General features: G+C 46.0%; 27 protein-coding genes. 22 read left to right on the forward strand and 5 right to left on the reverse strand.

The genetic code is table 11. From position 1 onward, the window contains the following. The first annotated feature begins 26 nt into the window (after positions 1–26). The gene (gene tsaD, locus OCU21_RS06695) at positions 27–1,058 is read left to right on the forward strand and encodes a tRNA (adenosine(37)-N6)-threonylcarbamoyltransferase complex transferase subunit TsaD (RefSeq protein ID WP_261806663.1); all 1,032 of its coding nucleotides are present in this window, start codon (positions 27–29) and stop codon (positions 1,056–1,058) included. A gap of 93 nt (positions 1,059–1,151) precedes the next feature. Then, the gene (locus OCU21_RS06700; protein ID WP_261806664.1) at positions 1,152–1,469 is read left to right on the forward strand and encodes a PTS sugar transporter subunit IIB; all 318 of its coding nucleotides are present in this window, start codon (positions 1,152–1,154) and stop codon (positions 1,467–1,469) included. 154 nt (positions 1,470–1,623) lie between these two features. Here the strand turns inward: OCU21_RS06700 and abc-f are convergent, their stop codons facing one another. Further along, positions 1,624–3,519, reverse strand: coding sequence for a ribosomal protection-like ABC-F family protein (gene abc-f, locus OCU21_RS06705; protein ID WP_261806665.1), 1,896 nt, complete (start codon positions 3,517–3,519; stop codon positions 1,624–1,626). Between the two features lie 242 nt (positions 3,520–3,761). Between abc-f and OCU21_RS06710 the strand changes: the two genes are divergently transcribed. Then, positions 3,762–4,439: a redox-sensing transcriptional repressor Rex gene (locus OCU21_RS06710; protein WP_261806666.1), complete on the forward strand. Its 678-nt coding sequence runs from the start codon at positions 3,762–3,764 to the stop codon at positions 4,437–4,439. A 174-nt stretch (positions 4,440–4,613) separates the two neighbouring features. Here OCU21_RS06710 and OCU21_RS06715 read toward each other — a convergent pair whose 3' ends face one another. Further along, the gene (locus OCU21_RS06715; protein ID WP_261806667.1) at positions 4,614–5,273 is read right to left on the reverse strand and encodes a CPBP family intramembrane glutamic endopeptidase; all 660 of its coding nucleotides are present in this window, start codon (positions 5,271–5,273) and stop codon (positions 4,614–4,616) included. Positions 5,274–5,712: 439 nt separating this feature from the next. Between OCU21_RS06715 and groES the strand changes: the two genes are divergently transcribed. The 15 genes from groES to trxA all read left to right on the forward strand — a co-directional run bounded on the left by groES (position 5,713) and on the right by trxA (position 21,235). Beyond that, positions 5,713–5,997, forward strand: a complete 285-nt coding sequence (gene groES, locus OCU21_RS06720; protein WP_261806668.1) for a co-chaperone GroES — start codon at positions 5,713–5,715, stop codon at positions 5,995–5,997. Between the two features lie 59 nt (positions 5,998–6,056). Beyond that, positions 6,057–7,682 carry a chaperonin GroEL gene (gene groL / locus OCU21_RS06725; protein ID WP_261806669.1) on the forward strand — a complete coding sequence of 542 codons (1,626 nt, stop codon included), beginning with the start codon at positions 6,057–6,059 and terminating at the stop codon, positions 7,680–7,682. Between the two features lie 201 nt (positions 7,683–7,883). Further along, on the forward strand, positions 7,884–9,206 hold the full coding sequence (locus tag OCU21_RS06730) for a DRTGG domain-containing protein (protein WP_261806670.1): 1,323 nt from the start codon (positions 7,884–7,886) through the stop codon (positions 9,204–9,206). Positions 9,207–9,209: 3 nt separating this feature from the next. Then, positions 9,210–10,172, forward strand: a complete 963-nt coding sequence (locus OCU21_RS06735; protein ID WP_261806671.1) for a DHH family phosphoesterase — start codon at positions 9,210–9,212, stop codon at positions 10,170–10,172. A gap of 51 nt (positions 10,173–10,223) precedes the next feature. Next, positions 10,224–11,573, forward strand: a complete 1,350-nt coding sequence (locus tag OCU21_RS06740) for a DEAD/DEAH box helicase (protein WP_261806672.1) — start codon at positions 10,224–10,226, stop codon at positions 11,571–11,573. Continuing rightward, complete coding sequence (locus OCU21_RS06745; protein ID WP_261806673.1) at positions 11,570–12,445, forward strand: hypothetical protein; 876 nt, start codon at positions 11,570–11,572, stop codon at positions 12,443–12,445. Before OCU21_RS06740 ends, OCU21_RS06745 begins: the two co-directional genes overlap by 4 nt. A gap of 296 nt (positions 12,446–12,741) precedes the next feature. Beyond that, the gene (gene alaS, locus OCU21_RS06750) at positions 12,742–15,387 is read left to right on the forward strand and encodes an alanine--tRNA ligase (protein WP_261806674.1); all 2,646 of its coding nucleotides are present in this window, start codon (positions 12,742–12,744) and stop codon (positions 15,385–15,387) included. 86 nt (positions 15,388–15,473) lie between these two features. Beyond that, positions 15,474–15,731, forward strand: a complete 258-nt coding sequence (locus OCU21_RS06755) for an IreB family regulatory phosphoprotein (RefSeq protein ID WP_125598778.1) — start codon at positions 15,474–15,476, stop codon at positions 15,729–15,731. A gap of 3 nt (positions 15,732–15,734) precedes the next feature. Then, positions 15,735–16,169, forward strand: coding sequence for a Holliday junction resolvase RuvX (gene ruvX, locus OCU21_RS06760; protein WP_261806675.1), 435 nt, complete (start codon positions 15,735–15,737; stop codon positions 16,167–16,169). An 8-nt stretch (positions 16,170–16,177) separates the two neighbouring features. Continuing rightward, complete coding sequence (locus OCU21_RS06765) at positions 16,178–16,513, forward strand: DUF1292 domain-containing protein (RefSeq protein WP_261806676.1); 336 nt, start codon at positions 16,178–16,180, stop codon at positions 16,511–16,513. Positions 16,514–16,738: 225 nt separating this feature from the next. After that, a complete protein-coding gene (locus OCU21_RS06770) occupies positions 16,739–17,221 on the forward strand; it encodes a GNAT family N-acetyltransferase (RefSeq protein ID WP_261806677.1) in 483 nt (160 codons plus the stop codon). 365 nt (positions 17,222–17,586) lie between these two features. Then, complete coding sequence (locus OCU21_RS06775) at positions 17,587–17,826, forward strand: cell division protein ZapA (RefSeq protein WP_261806678.1); 240 nt, start codon at positions 17,587–17,589, stop codon at positions 17,824–17,826. A 23-nt stretch (positions 17,827–17,849) separates the two neighbouring features. Continuing rightward, a complete protein-coding gene (locus OCU21_RS06780; protein ID WP_261806679.1) occupies positions 17,850–18,395 on the forward strand; it encodes a CvpA family protein in 546 nt (181 codons plus the stop codon). A gap of 81 nt (positions 18,396–18,476) precedes the next feature. After that, positions 18,477–20,834: an endonuclease MutS2 gene (locus tag OCU21_RS06785; protein WP_261806680.1), complete on the forward strand. Its 2,358-nt coding sequence runs from the start codon at positions 18,477–18,479 to the stop codon at positions 20,832–20,834. Between the two features lie 89 nt (positions 20,835–20,923). Continuing rightward, positions 20,924–21,235 carry a thioredoxin gene (trxA, locus tag OCU21_RS06790; RefSeq protein ID WP_261806681.1) on the forward strand — a complete coding sequence of 104 codons (312 nt, stop codon included), beginning with the start codon at positions 20,924–20,926 and terminating at the stop codon, positions 21,233–21,235. Positions 21,236–21,353: 118 nt separating this feature from the next. On the opposite strand, the gene OCU21_RS06795 is transcribed toward trxA, so the two are convergent. Continuing rightward, positions 21,354–21,842: a DUF2507 domain-containing protein gene (locus tag OCU21_RS06795; RefSeq protein WP_261806682.1), complete on the reverse strand. Its 489-nt coding sequence runs from the start codon at positions 21,840–21,842 to the stop codon at positions 21,354–21,356. A gap of 270 nt (positions 21,843–22,112) precedes the next feature. Between OCU21_RS06795 and racE the strand changes: the two genes are divergently transcribed. Genes racE through OCU21_RS06810 form a run of 3 tightly spaced genes read left to right on the forward strand, consistent with a single transcriptional unit; the run spans position 22,113 to position 24,069 of the window. Further along, on the forward strand, positions 22,113–22,943 hold the full coding sequence (gene racE / locus OCU21_RS06800; RefSeq protein WP_261806683.1) for a glutamate racemase: 831 nt from the start codon (positions 22,113–22,115) through the stop codon (positions 22,941–22,943). Then, complete coding sequence (locus OCU21_RS06805; RefSeq protein ID WP_261806684.1) at positions 22,928–23,548, forward strand: XTP/dITP diphosphatase; 621 nt, start codon at positions 22,928–22,930, stop codon at positions 23,546–23,548. Before racE ends, OCU21_RS06805 begins: the two co-directional genes overlap by 16 nt. Continuing rightward, positions 23,548–24,069: a YfcE family phosphodiesterase gene (locus OCU21_RS06810; protein WP_261806685.1), complete on the forward strand. Its 522-nt coding sequence runs from the start codon at positions 23,548–23,550 to the stop codon at positions 24,067–24,069. The genes OCU21_RS06805 and OCU21_RS06810 overlap by 1 nt, the downstream gene beginning before the upstream one ends. A 57-nt stretch (positions 24,070–24,126) precedes the next feature. Here the strand turns inward: OCU21_RS06810 and OCU21_RS06815 are convergent, their stop codons facing one another. Beyond that, the gene (locus OCU21_RS06815; RefSeq protein ID WP_261806686.1) at positions 24,127–24,858 is read right to left on the reverse strand and encodes an MIP/aquaporin family protein; all 732 of its coding nucleotides are present in this window, start codon (positions 24,856–24,858) and stop codon (positions 24,127–24,129) included. A gap of 108 nt (positions 24,859–24,966) precedes the next feature. On the opposite strand from OCU21_RS06815, the gene cbpB reads away from it, so the two are divergent. Beyond that, the gene (gene cbpB, locus OCU21_RS06820) at positions 24,967–25,464 is read left to right on the forward strand and encodes a cyclic-di-AMP-binding protein CbpB (RefSeq protein ID WP_261806687.1); all 498 of its coding nucleotides are present in this window, start codon (positions 24,967–24,969) and stop codon (positions 25,462–25,464) included. A 70-nt stretch (positions 25,465–25,534) separates the two neighbouring features. Here cbpB and OCU21_RS06825 read toward each other — a convergent pair whose 3' ends face one another. Further along, the gene (locus tag OCU21_RS06825; RefSeq protein WP_261806688.1) at positions 25,535–26,365 is read right to left on the reverse strand and encodes a mechanosensitive ion channel family protein; all 831 of its coding nucleotides are present in this window, start codon (positions 26,363–26,365) and stop codon (positions 25,535–25,537) included. Positions 26,366–26,374 lie beyond the last annotated feature (9 nt).

Below are 26,374 nucleotides of genomic sequence, written 5' to 3' on the forward strand. Positions count from 1 at the left end.
CAAGCAAGAAATGAGCGGTGAATGTTTTGAAAAGTAATAAACGGCAACTGATCCTCGCTTTTGAGACTAGTTGCGATGAGACCAGTGTTGCAGTGATCGCCGATGGTCACGAGATCCTTAGCAATATTATTGCGACCCAGATCAAAAGTCACCAACGTTTTGGTGGTGTTGTTCCGGAAGTTGCTAGTCGTCATCATGTTGAACAGATCCTTCATTGCACTGAATTAGCATTGGCAGAGGCGCAAGTGACTTATGCGGACCTGACGGCTGTCGCAGTGACTTATGGGCCAGGATTAGTTGGTTCCCTATTGATCGGGATCAGTGCAGCTAAGGCCTTGGCTTATGCGCATCAGTTGCCGCTGTTGCCGATCAATCATCTTGCCGGCCATATCTATGCTGCCCAATTAGTCAAACCGTTACACTACCCTTTTATGGCGTTAGTGGTCTCAGGTGGGCATACTGAACTTGTATTAGTCTCCGCACCCAATCAGTTTGAATTATTAGGTGAGACACGTGATGATGCGGCTGGCGAAGCCTATGATAAGATCGGTCGGGTCCTAGGGATCAATTATCCTGCCGGCAAGGAAGTTGATCGGTTAGCGCACCTTGGTAATGATACCTTTAAGTTTCCGCGGGCGATGATCGATGAAGATAATCTTTATTTTAGTTTCAGCGGGCTAAAAAGCGCCTTTATCAATCGCGTCCATCATGCGAGCCAGATCGGGGAGACACTTTCTCGTGAAGACCTTGCCGCTAGTTTTCAGGCTAGTGTAGGGGAGGTCCTTGTGAATAAAACGTTGCGGGCTTTAAGTGCCCATCCCGTCGACCAATTGGTGATCGCAGGTGGTGTTGCTGCCAATCAAGGCCTTCGGGAAATGATGCGTGCCAACTTGCATAATAATTTTCCACAGGTCGAGTTGATCATTCCGCCGCTACGCCTTTGTGGTGATAATGCGGCGATGATCGGGGCCGCGGCCCAAGTTTACTTAGCAACCGGCGCGCCTGCTGCTGATCTTAGCTTGAACGCAGACCCTAGCTTAGATCTCGTTAGATATTAATCATTGACACATCAGCTTTTTTAGACTATTATCGATAATGTATTGAAAACGGTTTAGAAGTTTTCATTAACATTTTTTAAGGAGCGTTTTATCATGGCCGAAAAAACAATCATGTTAGTATGTAGTGCTGGTATGTCAACCAGTTTATTAGTTTCAAAAATGCAAAAGGCTGCGGCAGCAAAGGGTATCGATGCTAATATCTTCGCAACAGCTGCAGGCGATGCTGACAACGCTTTGGCATCTAATGATGTTGACGTTTTGTTATTAGGACCTCAAGTTCGTTATATGCTTAAGCAATTCCAAGATAAAGTTGCCGGTAAGAATATCCCTGTTGAAGTTATCGACATGCGTAGTTATGGCATGATGGATGGCGATGCAGTTTTGGCGCGCGCTGAAGAGTTGATGGGCTAATAAGCCCCTTTAACTTGGGATTTGGCTCTAGACCACTAAAAAAAGGCGCCCTGTTCATGGGAACAGGCGTCTTTTTGTCGTCTTTTTTAGGGCGGAGTAGGTAGCGGTGTGCGCATGAGTAGACGTGCAGATCGCACCAGCCGCCAGTAGCGAGCTAGTTTTGTTCCAATTCATCGGTAGCTTGGAGCCAGTCATTTTCGGCCTTAGATTCCGCGTTTTGGATCTGATCAAGTTGTTTTTGCAGATCGCCCAATTTTACAAAATCTGCTTGGATCGCCGGTTGGGCCATTTGCAACTGCAACTCTTCGGCCTGCTGTTGCAATTGGGTCATTTTTTCTTCGGCGGCACTGACAGCACGTTCTAGTTTGCGTCGCTCGCGTTGTTGCGCCTTGTCTGCGATAAACTGTGCTTGATTGGTTGAGATCTCTGTGGCGACAGTGGTCGTAGCGAGTTCAGGTTGACGTTTCTCCAGATAGAAGTCGTAATTGCCCTCATAGACCTGACTGCCAGTCGGGGTGAGATCTATGATCCGGTCTGCCAGACTATTGATAAAATAACGGTCATGGGAGACAAAAATCAAAGTGCCGGTGAACTGTGCCAATGCTTGTTCGAGGACTTCCTTGGATTGAATGTCTAGGTGATTGGTCGGCTCATCCATTAGGAGCACGTTCCGTTTTTCCATGGCCAGTTTTGTTAAAAGTAGCCGCGCTTTCTCACCGCCAGAGAGTTGATGAACGACTTTTTGGACGTCATCACCGCTGAACAGAAAACTACCTAGCACTGTCCGGATCTCTTGTTCTGGTAATAATGGATGCTCGCTCCAGATCGTTTCTAAGACCGTTTGCTGGGGATCGAGTTGTCGTTGATCCTGGTCGTAGTAACCGATCTCGACGTTAGCGCCAAATCTAAAACTACCGGCAAGAGCTGGGATCTGTTTTAAGAGAGTCTTGACTAAAGTGGATTTACCAACACCATTTGGCCCAATGATCGCCACTCGTTGGTGTTTCATCACTTCGAAATTGATCGGACGCGACATGACATGGTCCTCGTAGCCAATGGCCAAGTCACGGACAAATAGGACTTCCTTACCGGTTTCTTTAGTGAGCTCGAAATGGAAATGAAGACTCTGATCAGCGTCGATCGGCTTGGCTAGACGCACCATTTTTTCTAATTGTTTCCGGCGTGCTTGAGCGCGTTTGGTTGTCGAAGCGCGGGTGATATTCTTCTCAACGAAAGTTTCTAATTTCTTGATCTCAGTTTGCTGCTGATCGTAGGCTTTCAAGGCTTGTTGGAAGTTTTCTTGACGTTGTTGCAAGTAGGCACTGTAATTGCCGTGATAATGTTTCAAAGTGTGTTGTTCTAACGCGAAGATCTCTTTAGTCACATGATCAAGAAAATACTGGTCATGGGAAACGATCAATAACGCGCCACGATAACTTTGCAAATAGTTTTCTAACCAGTTGAGGGTCTCGATATCCAAGTGGTTGGTCGGTTCATCAAGAATCAGTAAATCAGGTCGTTGGAGCAAGATCTTGGCTAGCGCTAGGCGTGAACGTTCCCCACCAGATAAGGAACTGATCGGCTGCTGATAGGTCTCTGCAGGGAATTGAAACCCTTGAAGCACTGCTTTGACCTCAGCCTCGTAGCCGTAACCATTTTCTGCTTTAAAACGGTTTTGCAATTGATCGTATTGATTCAAAAGGTTTTGATCAGTAGGGTGTTCCCCTAATTGACGCTCGAGTTGCCGAAGCTGGCTCTCCATATTCTTGAGATAAGTGAAGACGGCCATCATTTCGGCAATGATCGTCTTGCCGGAATCTAGACCGCTATTCTGCGCGAGATAGCCGACGGTCAGCCCCTTATTCTTAACGACTTGTCCTTCATCAGGGGCATCGATACCTGCGATGATCTTGAGCAAGGTCGATTTGCCGGAACCATTGACGCCGACCAAGCCCACGCGACCTTGATTTTGGATCTCCAGGTTAACAGCGGAAAATAGGGTTTCAGCACCAAAGAAACGAGCGACTTGTTGAGCTTGCAAAATAATCATTGTGAGGTTCCTCCATAATAATCGAAAATTAATAAAAGTTTAAAAAATATTGATGTGAGAACATTATAATGTTCAAACGTTGATTCTAAAGGGTTCAAGCATTTTTATTGCATCTTTTTCACTAATCAGGTATTATGCAAATTAGAAATTAAGTTGTTTATTTACTTAATTTGTGGAATAATCATTTTGGATAATTGACATGCTCCACAAAATAATGTTTGAAAGACTGAGGTGTTTCAGCAATGGCTGAAATAAAAATTCCAAAGGCAACGGCGCGCCGTTTACCTTTATACTATCGTTACTTACAATTTCTCCACGATGGAGAGAAGAAGAAGGTCTCATCCGCTGAGTTATCTGAAGCGGTCAAAGTCGACAGCGCGACGATCCGTCGTGACTTTTCCTACTTTGGCGCTTTAGGAAAGCGTGGCTATGGTTATGATGTCGATTCATTATTGACATTCTTCAAGCGCCTACTTAATCAGGACCATTTGACGAATGTCGCTTTGGTCGGGGTAGGTAATCTTGGTCATGCGTTGCTCAACTACAATTTCCGCCAAACGAATAATATTCGGATCAGTGCGGCTTTTGATGTTGATCCGGATTTGACGGGTACGATCCAAAGCGGAGTCCCGATCTATCCAATGGCGCAACTGAAAGAACAGTTGCGGGCCCAACAGATCGATATCGTGATTTTGACCGTGCCGATCGAACAGGCTCAAGAAATTACAGATGAATTGGTTAAAGTCGGTATCAAGGGTATTTTAAACTTCACCCCATTGCGGGTCAATGTCCCTGATGATGTCCGGGTCCACAACGTTGATCTGGCCAACGAACTACAAACCTTGATCTATTTCTTGGATAACTTCAATGAAGATGGTACTTTGATCAATCCGTTGGCGAATGATCCGCTATTAAATTAGGCGCTGATCAACTTGTCGTTAGAACTACCTGATTACGATCAGGTAGTTTTTTTATGGGCTGATCCGAAAAATGTGCTTCTTTGCACTTACATAATTATGCAAGTCGCCATCGCTCCGGCTTACTCTGCCTGATTTTGAGCAAAAGCAGGCTTGGATGGTCAAGAACGCCTACGCTCACCTTGGCAAAAGCAGTGCTACTGCTAAGGCGAAACTGTTGTAGATAATATGAGCGGCCATTGTCACCTTGATCGATTTGGTCTTATGGTACAACCAGCATTGTACGACCCCGATGCCGGCGTAGACGATCAGAAAGCGATTGTCATTGTGCGCCAGGCCAAAGAGTAGACTTGAGATCAAGGCGGCCCCTACTGGATTCATTAAGCGTCGACCGAGCCCGTAAAGTGTTTTGCGGAAAACGATCTCTTCTAGGACGGGCGCGATCAAAGCAGCATAAACCGCAAATAATGGCGCTTTGTGAATGTTTGTGATGATTTCTTGCGTATTGGTTGAACTTTGTGGCACTCCGAAGAACAAAGAAATCAGTAAGGTACCGACAAAATTGACACCAAAAAATAAAATCAAACCGAAGACACCATAGAGAAGAATATCGGCCAGGGATCGTTTCGGTTCTGGTTCGATACCGATCTTCTGATCAGAGCGATGATCATACCAAACAAATAAAACGGTGAGCAAGATACTGAACCCCATCTGCCAACTGACACCAGTGGCGCCCTTGATGCCAAGGGCTAATAGCAGTTGCCCGGGCACAGCAAGGATCAATAAGTAAGCGAGCACGATCCAAATGATTTTAGTCCAAATTTTACGATTAGTCATGTGAGCATCCTTTCTTAACTCTGATCAACGTGGTCACTGGGAACTGGCCTGATCATCGCACTAACTTGGATTCAAGGAAGCAATCGAGGTTACTGTGATTTTGCTGTGATCAAGCAGTGGCGCGCCAGCGGGCTAGACGGTGTCAAAGTGAAACAAACTAGCTCAATCATAACAATTTTTAGGATGCAAAAAAAGCCTAACTTGAAGAGGAATCTGATTCGGTTATCACGAAAGCGCGTTGTGGCCGATAAAAATCGAGAAAATCTTGACCGTGGGGGAATCACTTTCTCAGGGGAATCGTTTTATTTTTTGAATGAAAATCAGAAAACAAGGTTGAAAAAACTTGCAATCACCCTGAAAAATGCTATTATGAATCTTGTGGTTAGCACTTGATGCAATTGAGTGCTAAAAAGAATAAATGTTAACGGAGGGATTTTCTGTGTTAAAACCTTTAGGAGATCGTGTTATCGTAACTGTCGAAGAACCAGAGGAACAAACGGTAGGTGGGATCGTTTTAGCTAGCAATGCTAAAGAGAAGCCACAAACAGGCAAGATCGTTGCCATCAGCGCTGGTCGCTTTACCGAAGATGGCAAGCAAGTACCTTTGACTGTCAAAGAAGGTCAAACAGTTTTGTTTGATAAGTACGCCGGTTCTGAAGTTAAGTATGAAGGCGAGTCATACTTGGTCCTTCATGAAAAAGATATCATGGCGATCGTTGACTGATCCCAAGTCAGTCGCGAACAACGTTTTAAATAAATTTTTTGATAAGGTGGTAATTTTTAATGACGAAGGAAATCAGATTTTCTGAAGACGCGCGCGCGGCAATGCTTCGCGGTGTTGATCAATTAGCAAATACAGTTAAAACAACTTTAGGACCTAAAGGCCGCAATGTTGTTTTGGAGAAATCATATGGTTCACCAGAGATCACCAATGATGGTGTGACGATCGCCAAAGATATCGAATTGGAAGACCATTTCGAAAATATGGGCGCAAAGTTAGTTTCTGAAGTTGCGTCTAAGACCAACGATATCGCTGGTGATGGGACCACAACAGCAACTGTTTTGGCGCAAGCGATCATTCGTGAAGGGATGAAGAACGTTACTGCTGGCGCGAACCCAGTTGGTATCCGCCGTGGGATCGAATTAGCAACAAGTACTGCAGTCGCTGAATTACACAAGATCGCTCATAAAGTTGAAAATAAGAGCCAGATCGCCCAAGTTGCTTCAGTTTCTTCATCAAGTGATGAAGTCGGTAAACTGATTGCTGATGCCATGGAAAAAGTTGGTCATGATGGTGTTATCACGATCGAAGAATCTAAAGGGATCGAAACTGACTTGAGTGTGGTCGAAGGGATGCAATTCGATCGCGGTTACTTGTCACAGTACATGGTCACCGATAATGATAAAATGGAAGCCGATCTGGACAATCCTTATATCTTGATCACCGACAAGAAGATCAGTAATATCCAAGAAATCTTGCCAATGTTGCAAGAAATCGTTCAACAAGGCAAGGCACTTTTGATCATTGCTGATGATGTTGAAGGCGAAGCATTACCGACCCTAGTTTTGAATAAGATCCGGGGAACGTTCAACGTTGTTGCAGTCAAGGCTCCTGGCTTTGGCGATCGCCGTAAAGCACAATTGGAAGACATCGCTGTTTTGACTGGCGGGACTGTGATCACTAGCGACCTTGGGCTTGAATTGAAAGATACCAAACTGGAACAATTAGGCCAGGCTGGTAAAGTCACAGTCACTAAAGATAATACAACGATCGTTGAAGGTGCTGGTGCCAAAGAAGCAATCCAAGAACGGGTCGACTTGATCAAGGGTCAGATCGCTGATACGACTTCTGATTTCGATCGGGAGAAGTTGCAAGAACGTTTGGCTAAATTAGCTGGCGGTGTTGCCGTGATCAATGTTGGTGCCGCAACTGAAACTGAATTGAAAGAACGCAAATATCGGATCGAAGACGCTTTGAACGCGACTCGGGCCGCAGTTGAAGAAGGTTACGTCGCTGGTGGTGGTACTGCCTTTGTCAACGTGATCTCTGCTGTCAAAGAATTGCAAGAAACTGGTGATGTTCAAACTGGGATCAACATCGTGGTCCGGGCTTTGGAAGAACCAGTTCGTCAGATCGCTGAAAATGCTGGCATGGAAGGTTCTGTCATTGTGGAACACATGAAGGGCCAAGCAAACGAGGTTGGTTATAACGCTGCCACTGATAAGTGGGAGAATATGATCGAGGCTGGGATCTTGGATCCAACTAAGGTCACTCGTTCAGCGTTACAAAATGCGGCCAGTGTTGCTGCTTTGATGTTGACGACTGAGGCAGTTGTGGCTGATAAGCCAGAACCTGAAAAACCTGAAGCTCCTGCTGGCCCTGGCGCTGGTATGGGCGGTATGATGTAGTCGTTATTTTCTTAATAAAAACGAGTAGGATCCACTGATTTTAGAGATCGAGTCGAAATGACTTGATCTCTTTTTTCTGTGTTAGTCCTTTCTGGACCAGCTGTTATTATTTACGGGCTTTTTGCCTAGATTAACTTTGTGTTTAGCCTAAGAAACAGATATACTAAGACAGTAGAGACTGTAATAAAAGTGGGTGAGTTAGTGGCAACAAAACATGAAGAGATCATTCGTTATTTGGAGACTTTGCCGATCGGTCAGAAAGTTTCGGTGCGCTCGATCGCGCATGAACTTCAAGTCAGTGAAGGTACGGCTTATCGTGCCATCAAATCAGCCGAGACCAATGGCTTGGTCGCAACGATCGAGCGAGTCGGGACGGTGCGGATCGAAAAAGAGCGACCTAAGAAGATCGAGGAACTTTCTTTTTCAGATATCCTAGATCTGATCAATGGCCGTTTACTTGGCGGCGCTGCTGGTTTGGCTAAAACTTTAAATAAATTCGTGATCGGCGCCATGACTGAAGAAGCGATGATTCCCTATATCACGCCAATGTCCTTGGTGATCGTCGGCAATCGTTCTGGTGCCCAGAGGATTGCTTTGGAGCACGGGGCAGCCGTACTGATCACTGGTGGTTTTGATACGACTACTGAGAATATTCGTTTGGCGGACGATGAAGAATTGCCTTTGATCAGTACCAACTATGACACGTATACAGTTGCGAGTTTGATCAATCGCGAGATCTCCAACAAAAATATCAAGCAAGATATTTTGACGGTCAATGATGTTTATGAACCAATTGAACAGATCCAAGTGTTACGTCAGACCCAGAAAGTCAGCGATTATCTGGCGCTGCGCAATAGCACGAATAAATCGCGTTTTGCTGTTGTGACCGATAAGGGCCGTTTGGTCGGAGTGATCACGTATCATGATATCCAAGGGTTTAGCGGTGGCACGAGTTTGGACAAAGTCATGGTCAAGAATCCGATCACAGTGACCTTGCATACGTCTTTGGCTAACGCGACCCATTTATTGATGTCTAATTCGATCGATCTGTTGCCTGTTGTCGATACTGGCTTCAATCTGATCGGGTTGGTCAATCGCAGTGATGTCCAAGCTCATGAACGGCCACTTTCAAAAATGGGTACTTGGACGCTGGAAGCGCAGATCGGTGAGGCTTTGGCAGTCGAGGAAACGCCGCTGGATAACGGTGATGATTTTCCTGATTGGCACGCTCTAGTTACGCCACAAATGGCCAATGATGATGGCACTTTGGCGATCGGGGTCTTGACTGAATTGTTGACGTTAGCAGCAACGCGTTCTTTGCGCCTTTACCAGCAAAAGGTCAGTATGGTCGACCAATTGAATCTGTATTATTTACGGTTGGTGCAGATCGATCACGAGTTGACGATCAAATTACGTGTGGTCAATGCTAGTCGTCGGCGAACTTATTTTGACGTTGATATTCTATCCGATCATTTGATCGTGGCCAAGGCCATGGTAACTTGTCAGGTTATTGAGGAGATATAAAAAATGGAAGCAAATTTTGCGCAGATCCTTGAAAAAATCCAAGCTTATGATAAAATCGTGATCCACCGCCATCAAAATCCTGATCCTGACGCGTTAGGATCTCAAGGTGGTCTTGCCACAGCGATCCGGGCCGGTTATCCTGAAAAACAAGTCAGGACTGTTGGTGGCGCTGTCGGCGATCTTGATTGGCTGAATCAACCTGAAGAAGTTAGTGATGATTTCTACCAAGGGGCTTTGGTGATCGTGACCGATACTGCCAATACACCACGGATCAGTGATCCTCGTTTTGATCAAGGTGCGTTTTTGATCAAGATCGACCATCATCCCAATGATGATGCCTATGGTGATTATTATTATGTGCAAACAAGCGCGTCCAGTTCTTCAGAGATCATCACTGATCTGATCAATGCTAGTGCGGGGCAGTTGGTCCTGACTCAGGAGGCGGCGCGGGTACTTTATGCGGGGATCGTTGGCGATACGGGGCGGTTTATGTATAACGCTACAACAGCCCATACCTTCAATGTGGCGGCACAATTAGTCAGTACTGGTTTTGATCATACGGCGGTCAGTGAGAATCTTTACGAAATGACTTTGGGTCAGGCACGCTTGCAGTCCACTGTGTTCGATCAAATCCAATTCGATGGTCAAGGCGCGGCCCACGTCGTGATCAGTCAAGCATTGATCAAGAAGCTGGGCTTACGAGATGATCAGGTCAATTCGATCGTTTCCACACCTGGTCGACTTAAAGGGGTCCTGCTTTGGTCACTTTATGTTGAAAAACCTGACGGGACTTATCGCGTTCATTTCCGTTCAAAAGGACCGATCATCAATGGTATCGCTAAAGCCCACAATGGTGGTGGCCATCCGCTTGCAAGTGGTGCCAGCGCTCGTGATCTTGAAGAAGTCCAGACGATCATCCAAGCAATGGTAGCGGCTGGCGCGGCTTATCAAGTCACGCCGCAATAGCACCACCAAGCAAACTAGAATCGTACAAGATGTTGATTAAGGAGAAATGCAATGCCAAATGAATTTGCTGATTACGGCTTAAAGCCTAGTATCTTGACCGGGTTGACAGAAATCGGATTTCGTCAACCGACCCCGGTCCAAAACGCGGTCATTCCTGTTTTATTAGCGGGTAAAGACGCTATTGTGGAATCACAAACAGGGAGTGGCAAGACTCATGCCTTTTTGTTGCCATTATTGAGCCGCTTAGAAAAGCACGAAGAACTGGCTCAGTTGGTGATCACTGCGCCAAGTCGAGAATTGGCTACCCAGACTTATGAAATGACCAAAGCGCTGCTAACGGCCAGCAATGAGCACTGGTCGACTCATTTATATGTAGGTGGCAGTGACAAGGAGCGTCAGATCGAGAAATTGCAGCGGCAACAACCGGATATCGTGATCGGGACACCTGGTCGAATCTTAGACTTGGTTTCTAGCGCCGCCTTACGAGTCGATCAAGTTCGTTTTTTGGTGATCGATGAAGCAGATATGACTTTGGATATGGGTTTTCTCAACCAAGTCGACGCGATCGCCAGTAAAATGCCTGCAAACTTGCAGACTGCTGTTTTCTCGGCGACGATCCCCGATAAATTACAACCGTTCCTGCGTAAATATCTACACGCGCCTGAACAAATCAAGTTAGCGCCGAAGTCAGTGATCAATCCGCAAGTAGAGAATTGGTTGTTTGCGACTGGCGGGAAAAATAAGGCTGAATTAGTAGCACAATTGTTAACGCTCGGTCAACCTTATTTAGCCTTAGTTTTCGCTAATACGAAACAAACCGTTGATGAACTGACCGATTATCTCAAGAAAAAAGGTCTGCGGGTTGCCAAGATCCATGGCGGGCTCCAACCGCGCGAACGGAAACGAGTGATGAAGCAGATCGAGAACCTTGAATATCAATATGTGGTCGCAACGGATCTGGCGGCGCGTGGTATCGATATTCCTGGAGTCTCACTGGTGATCAACTATGAGTTGCCGCAAGATCAAGAATTCTTTATCCATCGGGTTGGTCGGACTGGTCGCAATGGCTTGTCTGGGACCGCGATCACTTTGTATCGTCCGGCTGAAGAAAATTTGGTCGCGCAATTGGAACATTTAGGCGTGAAATTCTTACCGAAAGCTTTGTCAAAAGGTCAGATCATTGATAGTTATGATCGACAACGGCGGGATCAACGGCGGGCGACACAACATAAATTAGATCCTACTTTGGTCGGTTATGTTAAGAAGGCGCGGGGCAAAGGAAAACCTGGCTATCGTAAGAAGATCAAACAAGCGATCAGTGATGACCGGCGTCGTAAGCGGAAAATCGAGCAACGGGCAGAACGTAATCAACAAAAGCAGAAAAGGAAGACATCGCGATGATCTCGGAGAATATGCTGTATTGGTCAAGTTGGCGTGACCTTACGGCGGAGGTACAACAGAAAATTTTTGAACAAGTGCTACGTTATTTTGTCAATCCGTTATGGACTGTGGAACGGATCCAGTATGTGGAAACACCCAGTGCTGATCAAACCTGGCGGACGTTCACTGTTGATCTCAATGGCCAATCTTTCTTCTTTATGCCGGGACAAGAGGCTGGCGAGCTGGTCGCGCACAGCACTAATGTGGCTCCTTTTCTGATGAGCGTTCAGGCGATCCCCGCAGGTTTGAAATTGATCGGTGAGTTGGATCAGGTCACTGGCGCTTCACAGGGTGATCAACGACTATTGAAAAAATACCAAACAGAGATCAAAGCTTATCTTGACCAACGTCAGGCAACGTTAGATCCTTTTGCTGTTGATGATGAGCTGGCGGATACGGGCGATCTATTTTTTGCGCCGGTTGATGATCATGCGACCAAAGTGTTCTTGTTGAAAGACTTTACTTTTGATAGTTTGCGCCAAGAATTACGGCGCGATGGTGCGAATTTGCCGACTCGAAATCAATGGGAGTACGCGGCTAGCGCCAATTTGCCGGCTAGTTTCGCTAATTATCAGCCAACTGCCGCGGATCACCAATTGGGTTTGGGAATGATGTTCGATGATCTACCCACTGTGGAATTATTGGATGATCCAATCTACAGTAAAGGCAATCCGTTCATGGCAACTGCGGCCTTACTCAATGGCGTTGAGCCAGCGCCGTTGACTGCAGATGTATTGGCTGAGCGTTTGTTTGCCGTTAAAGAGAATGGCTTTTCCGGTAAATTGCCGCTTTGGGCGGCCTATCGTTCTGTTTTTAATATTCAGTTAGATTGATCCGTTGATCGTTAGGTTTAAGCTGACAGTTTTTAGCTGCGGTAATTGACAGCGGCGTTGATTTTCACTATAATGATTTTTGACTTGAGATATGTTAGCGTGATCAGCGTTTAGAGAGAGACTGTTTGGTGCAAAGTCTTCGCGAGATCAGGTTGGATGCTCCTTGAGTGGTAATCGAATAGTAATACGATAAAGAGGTTAACGATCAAACATCGTTGCAAACAAGGTGGTACCGCGCACAAGCGTCCTTGTAAGCAGCGGTGTTTTTATTTGCTTTTGTGAGAAAGGGTGTTTGTATGAAAAAATTATCGAGTAGTGAGTTCCGGCAAATGTTTTTGGACTTTTTCAAGTCAAAAGGCCATGATGTTGAACCTAGCGCGTCATTGATCCCACATGACGATCCAACCTTATTGTGGATCAATTCCGGTGTCGCCACTTTAAAAAAATACTTTGATGGAACCGTGGTCCCCAAGAATCCTCGGATCACCAACGCGCAAAAGAGTATTCGGACCAATGATATTGAAAATGTTGGTAAGACCGCACGCCATCATACCTTTTTTGAAATGTTGGGAAATTTCTCAGTTGGAGATTACTTTAAAGAAGATGCGATCCCGTGGGCTTGGGAATTTTTGACCTCAAACCAATGGTTGGCGATGGATCCGGCCAAACTCTATGTAACGGTGTATCCAAAAGATACAGAAGCTTACCGGATCTGGCATGAGGTCGTCGGTCTACCGGAGAACCATATCATTAAGGTCGAAGATAACTTCTGGGATATCGGCGAAGGTCCTAGTGGTCCTGATTCTGAGATTTTTTATGACCGCGGTCAGAAGTTCAACAATGTGGCTGCGGATGATCCCGAAAATTATCCTGGCGGCGAGAACGAACGTTATTTAGAGCTTTGGAATATCGTGTTCTCAGAATTCAATCACTTACCTGATGGTCGCTTCGTTGAACAACCACATAAAAATATTGATACAGGGATGGGCTTGGAGCGAGTCGTTTCTGTGTTACAAGATGCGCCGACAAATTTTGAGACTGATTTATTTCTGCCTTTGATCCATAAAACAGAAGAGATCAGTGGTCAGGCTAAATATGGCGTTGACCCCAAGACTGATATTGCTTTCAAAATCATTGCGGACCATGCGCGTACTGTTAGTTTTGCGATCGGCGATGGTGCCTTACCTTCAAATGAGGGTCGCGGCTACGTTTTGCGGCGCTTGATCCGCCGGGCAGTGTTGAATGGTCGGCGTTTACAGATCAATAAGCCATTCTTGTATGAGTTAGTACCGGTGGTCGGCAAGATCATGGCAAGTTATTATCCTGAAGTATCAGCGCAGCAGGTGTTCATTGCTAAGGTCATCAAATCCGAAGAAGATCGCTTCAGTGAGACGTTGACTGATGGCTTAGCTTTACTCAACGAGGTGATCAGCAAACAAAAGGCCGCTGATGCCACGGTGATCAGTGGTCGTGAGGCGTTCAAATTATTTGATACCTTCGGCTTCCCCATCGAGTTGACCGTGGAATACGCGGCGGACGAAGGCCTGACGGTCAATGAGAGCGAATTCGACGAAGCGATGAAGGAACAAAAAGAACGGGCACGTGCTGCCCGTGGTGATTTACAATCAATGGGTTCACAAAACGAGACGTTGATGGCGATCAAGGCCGAAAGTATTTTTGATGGCTATCAGCATTTGACGATCCCCGCAGCTAAATTGGTAGTGGCGTTACAGGCCGATACTGAAGTCGCAACAGTTACGAGTGGTCAAGCTCAGTTGATCTTCCAGCGCACACCGTTCTATGCGGAAATGGGTGGGCAGGTCGCTGACCACGGTGTGATCAAAAATGCCGCAGATCAGGTCGTGGCTAAAGTCGTTGATGTGCAACATGCGCCTAATGGTCAAAATCTGCATACAGTCGACGTTCTAGCGCCATTGACAGTCGGGCAGACTTATACATTGGCGGTTGATCGCCAATGGCGCTTGAAAGTACGGCGTAATCATACGGCGACTCATTTACTAGATCAAGCCTTGCGAGATGTTTTAGGTGAACACACACATCAGGCGGGATCTTTAGTAGAGCCAACTTATTTACGGTTTGATTTCACCAACTTGGGCCAAGTGACGCCTGAAGAACTGAAACAGGTCGAACAGATCGTCAATGATAAAATCTGGGCCGAATTACCTGTTGAGACCATTGAAACGGACTTAGAATCCGCGAAAAAACTTGGCGCGATCGCGTTATTCAGCGAAAAATATGGTGATCGTGTGCGGGTAGTCAAAGCTGGCGATTACTCAATGGAGCTTTGCGGAGGCACTCATGTCGATAATACCGCTGAAATCGGGTTATTCAAGATCACCTCAGAGTCGGCGATCGGCGCTGGGGTCCGCCGGATCGAAGCGGTCACCGCTACTGAGGCCTTTGAATATTTGGAAGCTCAGGCGCAGATGTTGGGCCAGATCGCCGCAACATTAAAGGTCAATCAGCTAAAAGAATTACCGCATAAAGTTAGTGCTTTACAACAGGACCTGAAAGATAGTCAACGTGATCGTCAGAATCTAAAAGCAAAGATGGCGCAATCAACAGCCCAAGATCAAGTTCAAGTGGCGTCAGCTGGTCAGTACAAATTGGCCAGTGCTGTGATCCCTAATGTTTCGATCAACGAATTGCGGCAACTTGCCGATAATTGGCGCGATAAACCAACCAGTGATGTGCTAGTCTTGGGGACCGCGCAAGGCGAGAAAGCTAATCTTTTGGTCGCGGTCACTGCGTTGGCTGTCGCTAAAGGTCTGAAAGCTGGTGCGATCATTAAAGCGATCGCACCAGCCATCAATGGCGGTGGCGGTGGTCGTCCAGATCTTGCTCAAGCTGGTGGGAAAAAGCCGGCAGGTCTAACCGCAGCGTTAGAAGCGGCCCAAACGTTTATCGCGCAACAGGATTAGCTTCAAAAAACAGGTTAAGTAATGGTAACAATGATTGTTTTTTACCTAATTTTCCTGTATGATTCAGTTAGAGTGAGGTGACGGTCATGAGTGAATTGGATAAGACAATGTCCTTTTCTTTTAATGAAAATGAATCAAAGAATGTCAAAGATACATTAGAGAGTGTTTATCAGTCTTTGGAAGAGAAAGGTTATAACCCGATCAACCAAATCGTTGGTTATTTACTCTCTGGTGATCCAGCATACATTCCTCGGCATAATGATGCCCGTAATCTGATTCTGAAGCATCAACGTGACGAGATCATTGAAGAATTGGTTCGTAAATATCTAAATAAGGATCGTTAACGGATGCGTTTGATGGGATTAGATGTGGGCTCCCGCACAGTTGGGGTCGCCGTCAGTGACGAACTTGGTTGGACGGCTCAAGGTGTTGAGATCATTCAAATCGATGAGGCAAATGAGAATTTCGGAATGAAACGATTGAAGAAGTTGGTGGCTGATTATCAAGTCACCGGCTTTGTTTTAGGTCTGCCCAAAAACATGAACAACACCAGCGGGCCACGAGTCGTTAAGACTAAAGCCTATGGTGATCGACTGATCCATAAATTCGGATTACCTGTTGATTATCAGGATGAACGGTTAACGACGGTCCAGGCTGAGCGAATGTTAGTTGAGGAAGGCAATGTGTCGCGTAAGAAACGCAAGGCGGTCATCGATAAGCTGGCTAGCGTGGTTATTTTACAGAATTATCTGGATGCCCATGGGCGGTTGACCCAACAATAGGAGGAACTATGACTGATAAAAAAATTGATGATTTCAGCGATTTGAGTGCGGACGATCGTCAGATCACACTCGTTGATGAGAATGGCAACGAGGAGCTTTATGAAGTGTTGTTCACTTTTGACTCGGAAGACTATGATCGGTCCTATGTTTTGCTAGTTCCAGCTAATTCGGCTGAGGGTGAAACTGTTGATATCTATCCATTTGCCTATACACCGGATGAGAATGGTGACGCGACCTCAGGTGATCTGATGCCGATCGAAGATGACGCTGAATGGGAAATGGTGCAAGGTGTCCTTGATGTTTTCATGAACGACGAGAATTTGAACGATCAAAATCAAGATTGATATTTTCCAAAAAGGTTCGGCATAGCTGAGCCTTTTTAAGTGCCTTTGAAGTGGTTTTATAAAAAGCAAATCAAGAAATACGATATTCGTCAAGATATCGACTGAATTATCTTATTTTTGATAGGAAATAGAATTTATATGAAAAGTTTGCATAAAGTAAATACCTTGTTTGGTAGCACAAATGCTGATTTAACAATATTTTTGGCAAAGTAAAGGGGTAAGCTTGTGAGTGGGATTTTTGTAAACATTGAATCGTTGACCCAGCAAAATGCTGAGGAAGTAGCCGATCATTGGCATTACGACGGCGAATATTCGTTTTATGATATGGAAAATGATCGCGAAGATTATGAGGAAATCATTTCGCCAAAGCAACGTCGCGATAAATACTTTCAAATTTTAAATACAGCTGGGGATTTGGTCGCTTTTTTTTGCATCGAACCAGAAGATACAATGCGAGCCGAGATCGGGTTGGGAATGACGCCAGCTTTAACGGGGAAAGGTTTGGGATCAGAACTTATAAGTGTTATTGAGGAATATGTCAAACGCCACACTGATTTTAAAACCATCATATTGTCCGTGGCTAGTTTTAACCAGCGGGCGCTCAAAGTCTACCAACGCGCGGGTTTTGAACGGGTCGGTGTGGAAAATGAAGAATCTAACGGTGGCGTATTTGAGTTTATCAAGTTATCTAAAAACGTGGTTGATTAATCGAAAAACAGCCAACGGATACGGTTTTTGCTGAACTTTTAGAAGAATTTTCTAAAAGCAATCCTTTTTAGCAGGGATTTTAAAAGTCACTCCGAAGACAAAATCAGCGATTAGGCTGGTCTCGATCTTTAATTGCCAGTCCCGGTCCTTGCTTGTGGGAATCGGTGTCTGTTTCATAGCGTTTGCAAAATGGTGCGGCAGGACAAAGGTGATAAAGGGCAGGCTTCCATGATCATCGTTAGGTTAATGCTCAAAGTCAACCCGTTGTGCTTCGCACTTTGTTATGAAAATCTGGGGCTGGCTCATCTTTGGGTTTAGTGATAAACTATTAATTAGTTTTATGAGCGTGGTGAATATTTTCAGGTATGGTGAAACAAAATCGACCTTACAAGGCAGTGATCAATCATCGGGAGTACCAAATCATTGGTCCACGCACACCTGAACAGATGGCGCGGATCACACAGCGGGTCAATGAGCAATTGCAAGCCCTGAAGCAGCAGGATCCTTTTTTGAGTTCAGAGGATGCGGCTGTTTTGTTGGCATTCAATTTGGTTGCCCAGCAAATGGCGCGAGAAGATCTGCAATTAAAACGCCGAAAAAAATAAGTATTTAGATTGTTGAGGAACTTATGCTAAGTTTTGTGATTATTCTTATCTTTGCTTACAACCTCTATATTGGCGCGCGGCGCGGCCTTTATTTACAAGGTGCGTATACGATCGGGTATTTGATCAGTTTGTTGTTCGCCCGTATCTTTTATGTTAGCTTGGCGTCAAAACTAGATCTTCTGATCCCTTATCCATCAGCGACATTGGACAGTCATTTTGCTTTCTTTTCCAGTGAAGTGGGTCTGGGTCTAGATCAAGCTTTTTATCGTGGGGTTGCTTTTATTTTGATTCTCGTGGTAGGTTGGCTACTGACCCATTTACTCATGTTGTTTTTCAGTGACCTGGCTTATTTGGAATTGCCGCTGATCGATCACTGGGCCAGTTTGGCGGGAAGTCTTTTTTTGGCCTTTGTTGTCACATATTTTGGCTTGTTTTGCTTGTGCTATCTACTAGCAGTGATCCCGATCCCTGGGATCCAGAATGCGTTACAGAAATCTTGGCTGGCAACCTTGATCGTGCGGTATACCCCGATCTTAACAAAATGGGTGACCGCTTTATGGGTGGCTTAATAGAGTTGTTGAAGTGAGATCGGGCATTTCAGCTCGGTCTTCTTTTCTTGGACAGCGGTTTTTAGAAAATGGTGATAATCAATGAATTCAAGAGTTTTACGTTTATTGGAGTTTAATAAAATCAAACAACAGATCCAACCATACTTGGTTACTGAAATGGGCCAAGCGACTTTAACCGGTTTAACGCCGAGTGCGGATGCGGACACGGTTCAATTGTGGTTGGATCAAACGAAAGATGGCGCTGATCTTTTACGACTTAAAGGTGGCTTGCCTTTAGCGCAATTAGTCAGTATGGACGCACCTTTGCATCGTTTAGAGATCGGTGCGAATTTGAATGGTGCGGAATTAGCAGCGATCGGGCGTAGTTTACGCGTCGCCAATCAGATCACGAATTTCTTTCGAGATCTAGATGAAACGGTGGCACTGCGCGCTTTACCAGCGTTGGCAGCAAATTTGGTCAGTTTACCGGAACAAAGTCAGCTATTACGGCGTTCGATCGAAAGTGATGGCTCAGTTTTGGATACCGCGTCTAGCCAATTACAAAGTTTGCGGAAAACGATCCATAGTCAAGAGACTGAGATCAGAAGTCGTATGGATGGTTATACTCGGGGTAGTCAAGCCAAATACTTGAGCGAGCCCATCGTTACGATTCGGAATGATCGCTATGTGATCCCTGTTCGTGCGGAATATCGCCATCAATTTGGGGGGATCATTCACGATCAAAGCGCTAGTGGGCAAACGGTTTACGTTGAGCCGCAAAGTATTTTGGAAATGAATAATAAATTACGCCAAGTTCAATTGGCGGAAAAGCAAGAGATCGAGCGGATCTTGGCTGAATTGTCAACTGCGTTAGCACCTTACACTAATGAGTTGCGGAGCAATGAGTACTTACTGGGTCAATTTGATTTTATCAACGGTAAAGCCAAGTATGCGGCTAAGATCCGGGCGACTGAACCATTGGTGGCGACCAATAATGTGGTTCGTTTGTTGCAAGCGCGCCATCCACTTTTGGATCCGCGTCAAGTGATCAGCAATGATATCACGATCGGTGCTGAGTACAAAACTATTGTGGTGACTGGTCCTAATACCGGCGGGAAAACGATCACCTTGAAAACGCTGGGTTTGATCCAATTAATGGCCCAGGCTGGCTTGTTTATTCCCGCTCGTGAGGAAAGCCAGGTCGCCATCTTCCGTGAGATCTATGCAGACATTGGTGATGAGCAATCGATCGAACAAAATCTAAGCACTTTTTCCAGTCATATGGATAATATCATTCACTTCTTGGACACGGTCGGTGATCATGACCTCGTGCTTCTTGACGAATTAGGCGCTGGCACTGATCCACAAGAGGGGGCAAGTCTAGCAATCGCGATCTTGGATTATTTGGGTGGCACTGGGGCAGAAGTTATGGCCTCGACTCATTATCCTGAATTGAAAGTTTATGGCTATGAGCGACCTGAAACGATCAATGCCAGTATGGAGTTTGATGTTAAAACCTTGAAACCAACTTATCGGTTATTGATCGGGATGCCCGGACGATCGAATGCTTTCGATATTTCGCGGCGATTAGGGATGCCCGAGGCGATCGTCGCTGCGGCTAAGGAATTGATGAATGGCGCCAGTCAGGATCTCAATGATATGATCAGTGACTTGGAAGCGCAACGTAAAGAGACGGAATCCCGAGGTCAGGCACTGGCGCAACAATTACAAGATGCCACTGAACTACATGATGAATTAGAATCCGCTTGGCAAGATTTTCAAAAGCAAAAAGAGCAACTACAAGCGACTGCCCAAGAGAAGGCCAACGAGTTAGTCGCTCAGGCCCAAGAAGAAGCGTCAGAGATCATTGACGAGTTGCGGCAGATGCGGTTGAATGGCGCTCAGGGCGTCAAGGAAGATCAATTGATCGCGGCTAAGGGCAAACTCAATCAACTACACCAAGAACGGGATCTAAAGCAAAATAAGGTCTTACAGCGTGTCAAGCGCCAACAGGCGATCAATGTCGGCGATGATGTTCGGGTCCTTTCCTATGGTCAGGTCGGGGTCGTGACGCAGAAGTTGAGTGCGCATCAATTTGAAGTGCAAATGGGGATCATCAAAATGAAGATCGCGGAGCGTGAGTTGGAGAAGATCAAGGCACCAGAGCAACAAGCCCAGCGCCAGATCGTTACAGTTCGCGGCGGTAGTGATCATCATGTTTCAACGCAACTTGATCTTCGCGGTCAACGTTATGAGGAAGCTTTGGCGAACCTCGATCGTTATATCGACGCGGCTTTATTGGCTGGTTATGAGTCCGTGACGATCGTCCACGGCAAAGGGACCGGTGCGATCCGCCAAGGTGTTCAAGACTATTTGAAACAGAATCGTCGCGTTAAACGCTTTGAATATGCGCCGGCCTCTGCTGGGGGAAATGGTGCCACGATCGTCTTTTTCAAATAAAGCAATTAGGTTATTTTTTGTAAGCAAAATCGTTGCGCAATTAGAACGAAGCGCTTATGATTAGACTATGTTAATTGGAGGTAAGAAAAATGGTAAAACCGATCACAGATAAGAATTTTGCGGCTGAAACTGATCATGGCGTTGTTTTGACTGACTTTTGGGCGACTTGGTGTGGCCCTTGCCGGATGCAATCGCCAGTGATCGAAAAGTTAGAAGAAGAGAATAAGACCGTCAAATTCACCAAAATGGATGTGGATGAGAATCCGAATACACCGCAACAATTCGGCATTATGGCGATCCCAACCTTGATCATCAAAAAAGATGGCCAAGTCGTGGAAAAAGTTGTCGGCTATCACAGTAAAGAGCAACTGGAAGAAACATTGGCGAAGTATACCAACTAGATCCACAACAATGCTTTTCAGCAGTGGCTTGCAGTAATGATTTTAAAAACGATATCAGTGCTCAGAACACGAAAACCCCGCCGGTCAGTTCGACCAGCGGGGTTTTTGGATAACGGCGTTATTCTGTAGCGGTTGTTGAAGTTAGGGAGATAAAGTGGGGACGTTCACGCTCGATCGCATCTTTCAGATCCGTTCGTAAATGTAAACTGACCCGTTGTTGACGTTTCCCAACGTCAAAACTTGCTTCTGTTAAGAAACCGATCTGCTGTTCCCAAGACTGTGCGAGAAAACCCGCCTCCAGACTGAAGTCAACGACAGCTGGTAAGGCCAACCGACTTGTTATTGCGTCTCCTTGTAATCGGAGTTCGACAGCGTCCTTTTTTTGGTTGATCAAAGTCAGATCACCCCAGTTGGCGGTTTTGAAGAAAGCGACCAGATCATCCCAATCGGCTAAGGGCAGTTTGCGGGCCAAAGCCTTGCCCAACCAGTAGGATAGATCAGCCGTATCATCGCCTAATAACAAAGGAAGTAGGATATCACGATCTAAGTAGTCCTGAAAATTTTCAGGTTGTTGCTGTAGTCTCTCTTGAATTGATTGCCAGTTCATTTTTCATCCTCCAAGCTGATTCAATTATACCTGATTTATCAGGATAATCGTTAGGAAAAGCTGATTTTAATGAAATATTAGCGTTGGCCTGAGGTCAGCGTTTTACTTGACGGATAAAACCATTTAGAACTTGCTGTCAGGTGGACCTAAACAGGTGTGCTCACATCGGAAGAGGCCGGCCGATCGTCGGCGCCTTTTTGAGTCTGCCACTTGAAAAATCAGTGAAAAAAAGCGACAATATAGGCTAAGTCAAAATTGAAGGGATAGTCAATGAATAATCAACCAATTGGTTTTTTAGACTCTGGTGTCGGTGGTCTGACCGTTGTGAAAGAAGCCCTGCGCCAGCTTCCGCACGAGGATATCGTTTTTATTGGCGATCAAGCGCGGTTGCCTTATGGCCCTCGCCCAGTTGATCAGGTCCAAGCGTTTACTTGGCAATTGACGCGTTTTTTACTTAAGCAAAATATAAAAATGTTGGTCTTCGCGTGTAATACCGCAACTGCTGATGCCCTAGAGGTGATCAAACCACAATTACAGATCCCCGTAGTCGGGGTGATCTTGCCGGGAACTCGCGCGGCGATCAAAGCGACCAAAAATCGCCGGATCGGGGTGATCGCCACTGAAGGGACGATCAATTCAGGTGCCTATCAACAAGCCATCAACGCTCGGGATCCACAACTGGAAGTCATCAGTTTGGCCGTTCCTAAGTTTGTGACCCTAGTTGAAAGTGGCCAATATGCGACGCCGATCGCGCGCAAGATCGTGGCTGAGATGTTGCAGCCCCTTGTAGGTAGTGGCATCGATACTTTGATCATGGGGTGCACCCACTATCCTTTATTACGGCCCTTGATCCAAGAGTTTATGGGGCCAGAAGTGCAATTGATCGATTCTGGCGCTGAGGCGGTCTCTGAAGTTTCTGTGTTATTGGATTATTTTGAAATTGCTGCAGGCAATACTGAACATCGCGGCAAGGCGCGTTTTTACACCACCGCTTCACCAAAAATGTTTGATCAGATCGCCGCGGATTGGCTTGATCTGACTGATCTAAAGGCGCAACAAGTCAATGTTACGGAGGAGGGACCAACATGCAGCATGAACTAGTGATCGCGACCAATAACCCAGGTAAGGCCCGGGAATTCAAAGCTATTTTTACCCCGGCTGGCTGGCAAGTCAAAACATTGGCCGATTTTTCTGGCCTGAGCCAAGTTGCTGAAACCGGGCGAACGTTTGAGGATAATGCCCGCTTGAAGGCCGATCATTTTGCTCAAGAACTGGGACAGGTCGTTTTGGCTGATGATTCAGGTCTGCAAGTCCAATATTTACACGGCCAGCCAGGTATTTTCTCTGCGCGTTATGCAGGTCGTGATCATGATGACGCGGCGAATAATGCCCGGCTATTGGCTGAACTCGGTGGGGTCGACCCCAGTCAGCGCCAAGCAAATTTCCACTCGACGTTAGTCTTGGCTTGGCCTGGTCGTCCGGCAACTGATCTAGTCGTTGCCGGCGATGTTCCAGGAGAGATCCTGGCCGTACCTCGCGGTGAGGATGGCTTTGGCTATGATCCGCTTTTCTTTTTGCCTGAATTGGCGAAAACATTTGCCCAGCTGACCCCAACTGAGAAAAACAAGTTCAGTCATCGCGGCTTGGCGATCCGTAATTTGATGCCATTGTGGCAGACATGGTGGCAAGAACAGGAGCAAAAATAATGACACAGATCTTAGTAGTGAGTGATAGTCACGGTGATGATGCGATCCTTGCGAAACTAGTTGCCCATTATCGGGATCAAGTCGCGCTGATGGTCCATTGTGGCGATTCAGAATTATCTTTTCAAGATCGACTGCGATCGCAATTTTTGATCGTTGGCGGCAATATGGACTTTGATCCAGACTTTCCGGCGACGGCTAGTGCAACGCTGGGCTCAGAGCGGATCTTTGTCGCCCATGGGCATCGTTTAGGCGTTAATTATGACCTATTACAATTTCAGTTGGCAGCGCAAGCACAACAAGCGACAATGGCCTTTTATGGGCACACGCATCAGCTAGGGTGCGTGTTGACCGCAGGGATGTTGATCCTAAATCCTGGTTCGATCAGTCAGCCGCGAGGAAAGTGGACCCGTTTAGGTGGTACTTATGCCTTGGTTACAGCAACGCCCGAACGTTTCACCGTCCAATATTACGATCGCGCCTTTCAGCCGGTCCCTGAGTTGCAATGGACTTTTGACCGTTGATCAAAAAAAGCTGACCTGCAATCTGCAAGTCAGCTTTTTCGTGAATAAGTCACGGGGTTACATGAAAATATGTTTGTAGGTGAAGACGGCACAGATCCCGGCTATAATCGGCGCAACAACGGGGATCCAAGAATAGCGCCAGTCAGATTTTCCTTTATTTTTTAAAGGTAAGAGAGCGTGCAAGATTCGGGGTGACAAGTCCCGCGCAGGGTTCAGTGCCGGGCCAGTGGGACCGCCCAAGGAGGCCACTAAGGTCATGACCAGAAAGCCGAGGGCCAAATGCGCCGTTCCAAGATTATCCTTGAAGAAAGGTGCTTTGGTGATACCTAGAGCCGAAAAAATCAGAATGAAGGTCCCCACGAACTCGTTGAAGAAGCCATTCAGTCGACTGGAGGTCGCATCGATCGTTGAGAAGGTGCCCAGGATGTGTTCCGGATTTGTAGTCATGTCATAATGAGGCTTGTAGATCAAAACAACGATCGCCTGTCCGCAAAATGCGCCCAACATTTGCGCCGTTAAATAGGGGAGAACTTCGGCCCAAGGGAAAAGTCCTGATGTTGCTAAACCTAAGGTAAAGGCAGGGTTGATATGGTTGCCGGAGATCCCGCCAAAGATCAAGGCGGGGATCATCACACCAGCACCATAGCCAAGCGAGATCAGGACCCAACCGCCATGCTCGCCCTTGGTGCCAGCTAAGTCAACGTTTGCGACCGCACCATTACCCAAAATCACCATAATTGCTGTACCAATGAATTCTGCCGCTAAACGCGTCATTAGTGAATATATCATTTTCATCCTCCAAAATTAAAATACAAATAAATATTATACTTGGTAATGGCAGAACAAGCAATCTGTGTCATAATAAAAGTGGGGAAGTCAGAAAGGATTTTTTAGATAATGATTGCAAAGTCGATTGATAAGATGTTATTAAAGAAACAAACCGGGTTTTTGATCCCGGCTGATCGGGTCGCACAAGTGCAGGCGAATAACCCGTTGACCCATGCCTTTCTCGTTTTGACCAAGGTCCGTTATTCTAAGATCCCAGTTTTAGACGCAGAGTCCCATATCATTGGCCTACTGACCATGCCGATGATCACGGACGCCATGATCGGACTAGAGGAATTGAGTTTCGATCCGATCGCGGAGATGACTGTGGCAGATGTGATGCAGACCAAGTTCGATACGATCCAAACTGATGCTGATATGGACCTGACATTGCATCTGTTAGTGGATAATCCTTTCTTGCCAGTCGTTGATAGTGACAACGTTTTTCAAGGTATCCTGACCCGGCGAGAAATGATGAAGGCCTTTAACTATGTGGCTCATAACATTGAACAAGAATACGAAGTCGTGGCTAAAAGTACCACGGAAGCTGAAGTGGAGCAAGACCGCTGATCAAGCGCAGGAGCTTACGAATTTAATTTAAAAAAACGCCATCATTGGCGTTTTTTGTTTCTGGTCAGTATCAACCAAGTTGAATGATGTTTTGCGGTAATTCGACGCCAGCCGCTTTTAGAGCAGGTAGGTAATGGTCTAAAAGTAATCGCTGCATCGGTAATTCGGCGCCTTGTTGAGGCGTGATCAGGACCTGATAGATCAGATTACCGTTTGCCGTCGTGTTGGTCCCCAATAATTGCGGTTCGGCCAGTAGTTCAGGTGTTTGGGGATAAAGTTGGGCATTGACTGCCTTCAAAGTGGTGGCCAGTTTATGAAGATCTGTCGCTCCGGTGATATTAAGATTCAAGATCTGTTGTCGATGACCCCGGGAGAAATTTGAGACGATCGTAATATTACGATTAGGGATGTAGTGTAGGGTACCATCTGCGCTTCGCAATTCAGTAGTCCGTAAGCCAACTGCAACTACTGTGCCACTGACTTCAGCAATCTTAACGAAATCATCGACTTGGAATTGTTGCTCAAATAAGATGAAGAATCCGGTGACAACATCATTAACGAATCCTTGCGCGCCTAAGCCGATCGCCAAGCTGGCAACACCAGCGCTGGCGACCAATGTTCCCACGGGGATCCCGATCATGCTTAAGATGGTGTAGATATAGAAAAGCATCAGAGTATAGCGGAGAATATTCTTTAGTAAAGATTTCAAAGTATAGCTGCGATTTGTCGAGGTCTGCTCTAGTTTGGCATAGCGATCCATCCCCTTACTGATCAGCTTCTGACCAAAGAAATTGATCAAATAAAAGAGCGCTGAGACTAAAATCAGTTGCAATCCTTTTGATAGGATATCAGCGCCGATCTCGCTCCAATCGAATTTAGAAAATAGATTTAGTTTGGACACGGTACGATC

The organism is Lapidilactobacillus luobeiensis, assembly GCF_024345205.1.
GTDB lineage: Bacteria > Bacillota > Bacilli > Lactobacillales > Lactobacillaceae > Lapidilactobacillus > Lapidilactobacillus luobeiensis.

Bases quoted from the DNA above. Each gene is read 5' to 3' on its own strand.
- OCU21_RS06815 (WP_261806686.1), bottom strand. From the start codon at position 24,858: ATGATATATTCACTAATGACGCGTTTAGCGGCAGAATTCATTGGTACA.
- groL (WP_261806669.1), top strand. From the start codon at position 6,057: ATGACGAAGGAAATCAGATTTTCTGAAGACGCGCGCGCGGCAATGCTT.
- OCU21_RS06795 (WP_261806682.1), bottom strand. From the start codon at position 21,842: ATGAACTGGCAATCAATTCAAGAGAGACTACAGCAACAACCTGAAAAT.
- OCU21_RS06710 (WP_261806666.1), top strand. From the start codon at position 3,762: ATGGCTGAAATAAAAATTCCAAAGGCAACGGCGCGCCGTTTACCTTTA.
- OCU21_RS06735 (WP_261806671.1), top strand. From the start codon at position 9,210: ATGGAAGCAAATTTTGCGCAGATCCTTGAAAAAATCCAAGCTTATGAT.
- OCU21_RS06700 (WP_261806664.1), top strand. From the start codon at position 1,152: ATGGCCGAAAAAACAATCATGTTAGTATGTAGTGCTGGTATGTCAACC.
- OCU21_RS06765 (WP_261806676.1), top strand. From the start codon at position 16,178: ATGACTGATAAAAAAATTGATGATTTCAGCGATTTGAGTGCGGACGAT.
- racE (WP_261806683.1), top strand. From the start codon at position 22,113: ATGAATAATCAACCAATTGGTTTTTTAGACTCTGGTGTCGGTGGTCTG.
- OCU21_RS06715 (WP_261806667.1), bottom strand. From the start codon at position 5,273: ATGACTAATCGTAAAATTTGGACTAAAATCATTTGGATCGTGCTCGCT.
- OCU21_RS06810 (WP_261806685.1), top strand. From the start codon at position 23,548: ATGACACAGATCTTAGTAGTGAGTGATAGTCACGGTGATGATGCGATC.
- OCU21_RS06785 (WP_261806680.1), top strand. From the start codon at position 18,477: ATGAATTCAAGAGTTTTACGTTTATTGGAGTTTAATAAAATCAAACAA.
- alaS (WP_261806674.1), top strand. From the start codon at position 12,742: ATGAAAAAATTATCGAGTAGTGAGTTCCGGCAAATGTTTTTGGACTTT.
- trxA (WP_261806681.1), top strand. From the start codon at position 20,924: ATGGTAAAACCGATCACAGATAAGAATTTTGCGGCTGAAACTGATCAT.
- cbpB (WP_261806687.1), top strand. From the start codon at position 24,967: ATGATTGCAAAGTCGATTGATAAGATGTTATTAAAGAAACAAACCGGG.
- OCU21_RS06740 (WP_261806672.1), top strand. From the start codon at position 10,224: ATGCCAAATGAATTTGCTGATTACGGCTTAAAGCCTAGTATCTTGACC.
- OCU21_RS06745 (WP_261806673.1), top strand. From the start codon at position 11,570: ATGATCTCGGAGAATATGCTGTATTGGTCAAGTTGGCGTGACCTTACG.
- OCU21_RS06775 (WP_261806678.1), top strand. From the start codon at position 17,587: ATGGTGAAACAAAATCGACCTTACAAGGCAGTGATCAATCATCGGGAG.
- ruvX (WP_261806675.1), top strand. From the start codon at position 15,735: ATGCGTTTGATGGGATTAGATGTGGGCTCCCGCACAGTTGGGGTCGCC.
- OCU21_RS06755 (WP_125598778.1), top strand. From the start codon at position 15,474: ATGAGTGAATTGGATAAGACAATGTCCTTTTCTTTTAATGAAAATGAA.
- abc-f (WP_261806665.1), bottom strand. From the start codon at position 3,519: ATGATTATTTTGCAAGCTCAACAAGTCGCTCGTTTCTTTGGTGCTGAA.
- OCU21_RS06805 (WP_261806684.1), top strand. From the start codon at position 22,928: ATGCAGCATGAACTAGTGATCGCGACCAATAACCCAGGTAAGGCCCGG.
- OCU21_RS06780 (WP_261806679.1), top strand. From the start codon at position 17,850: ATGCTAAGTTTTGTGATTATTCTTATCTTTGCTTACAACCTCTATATT.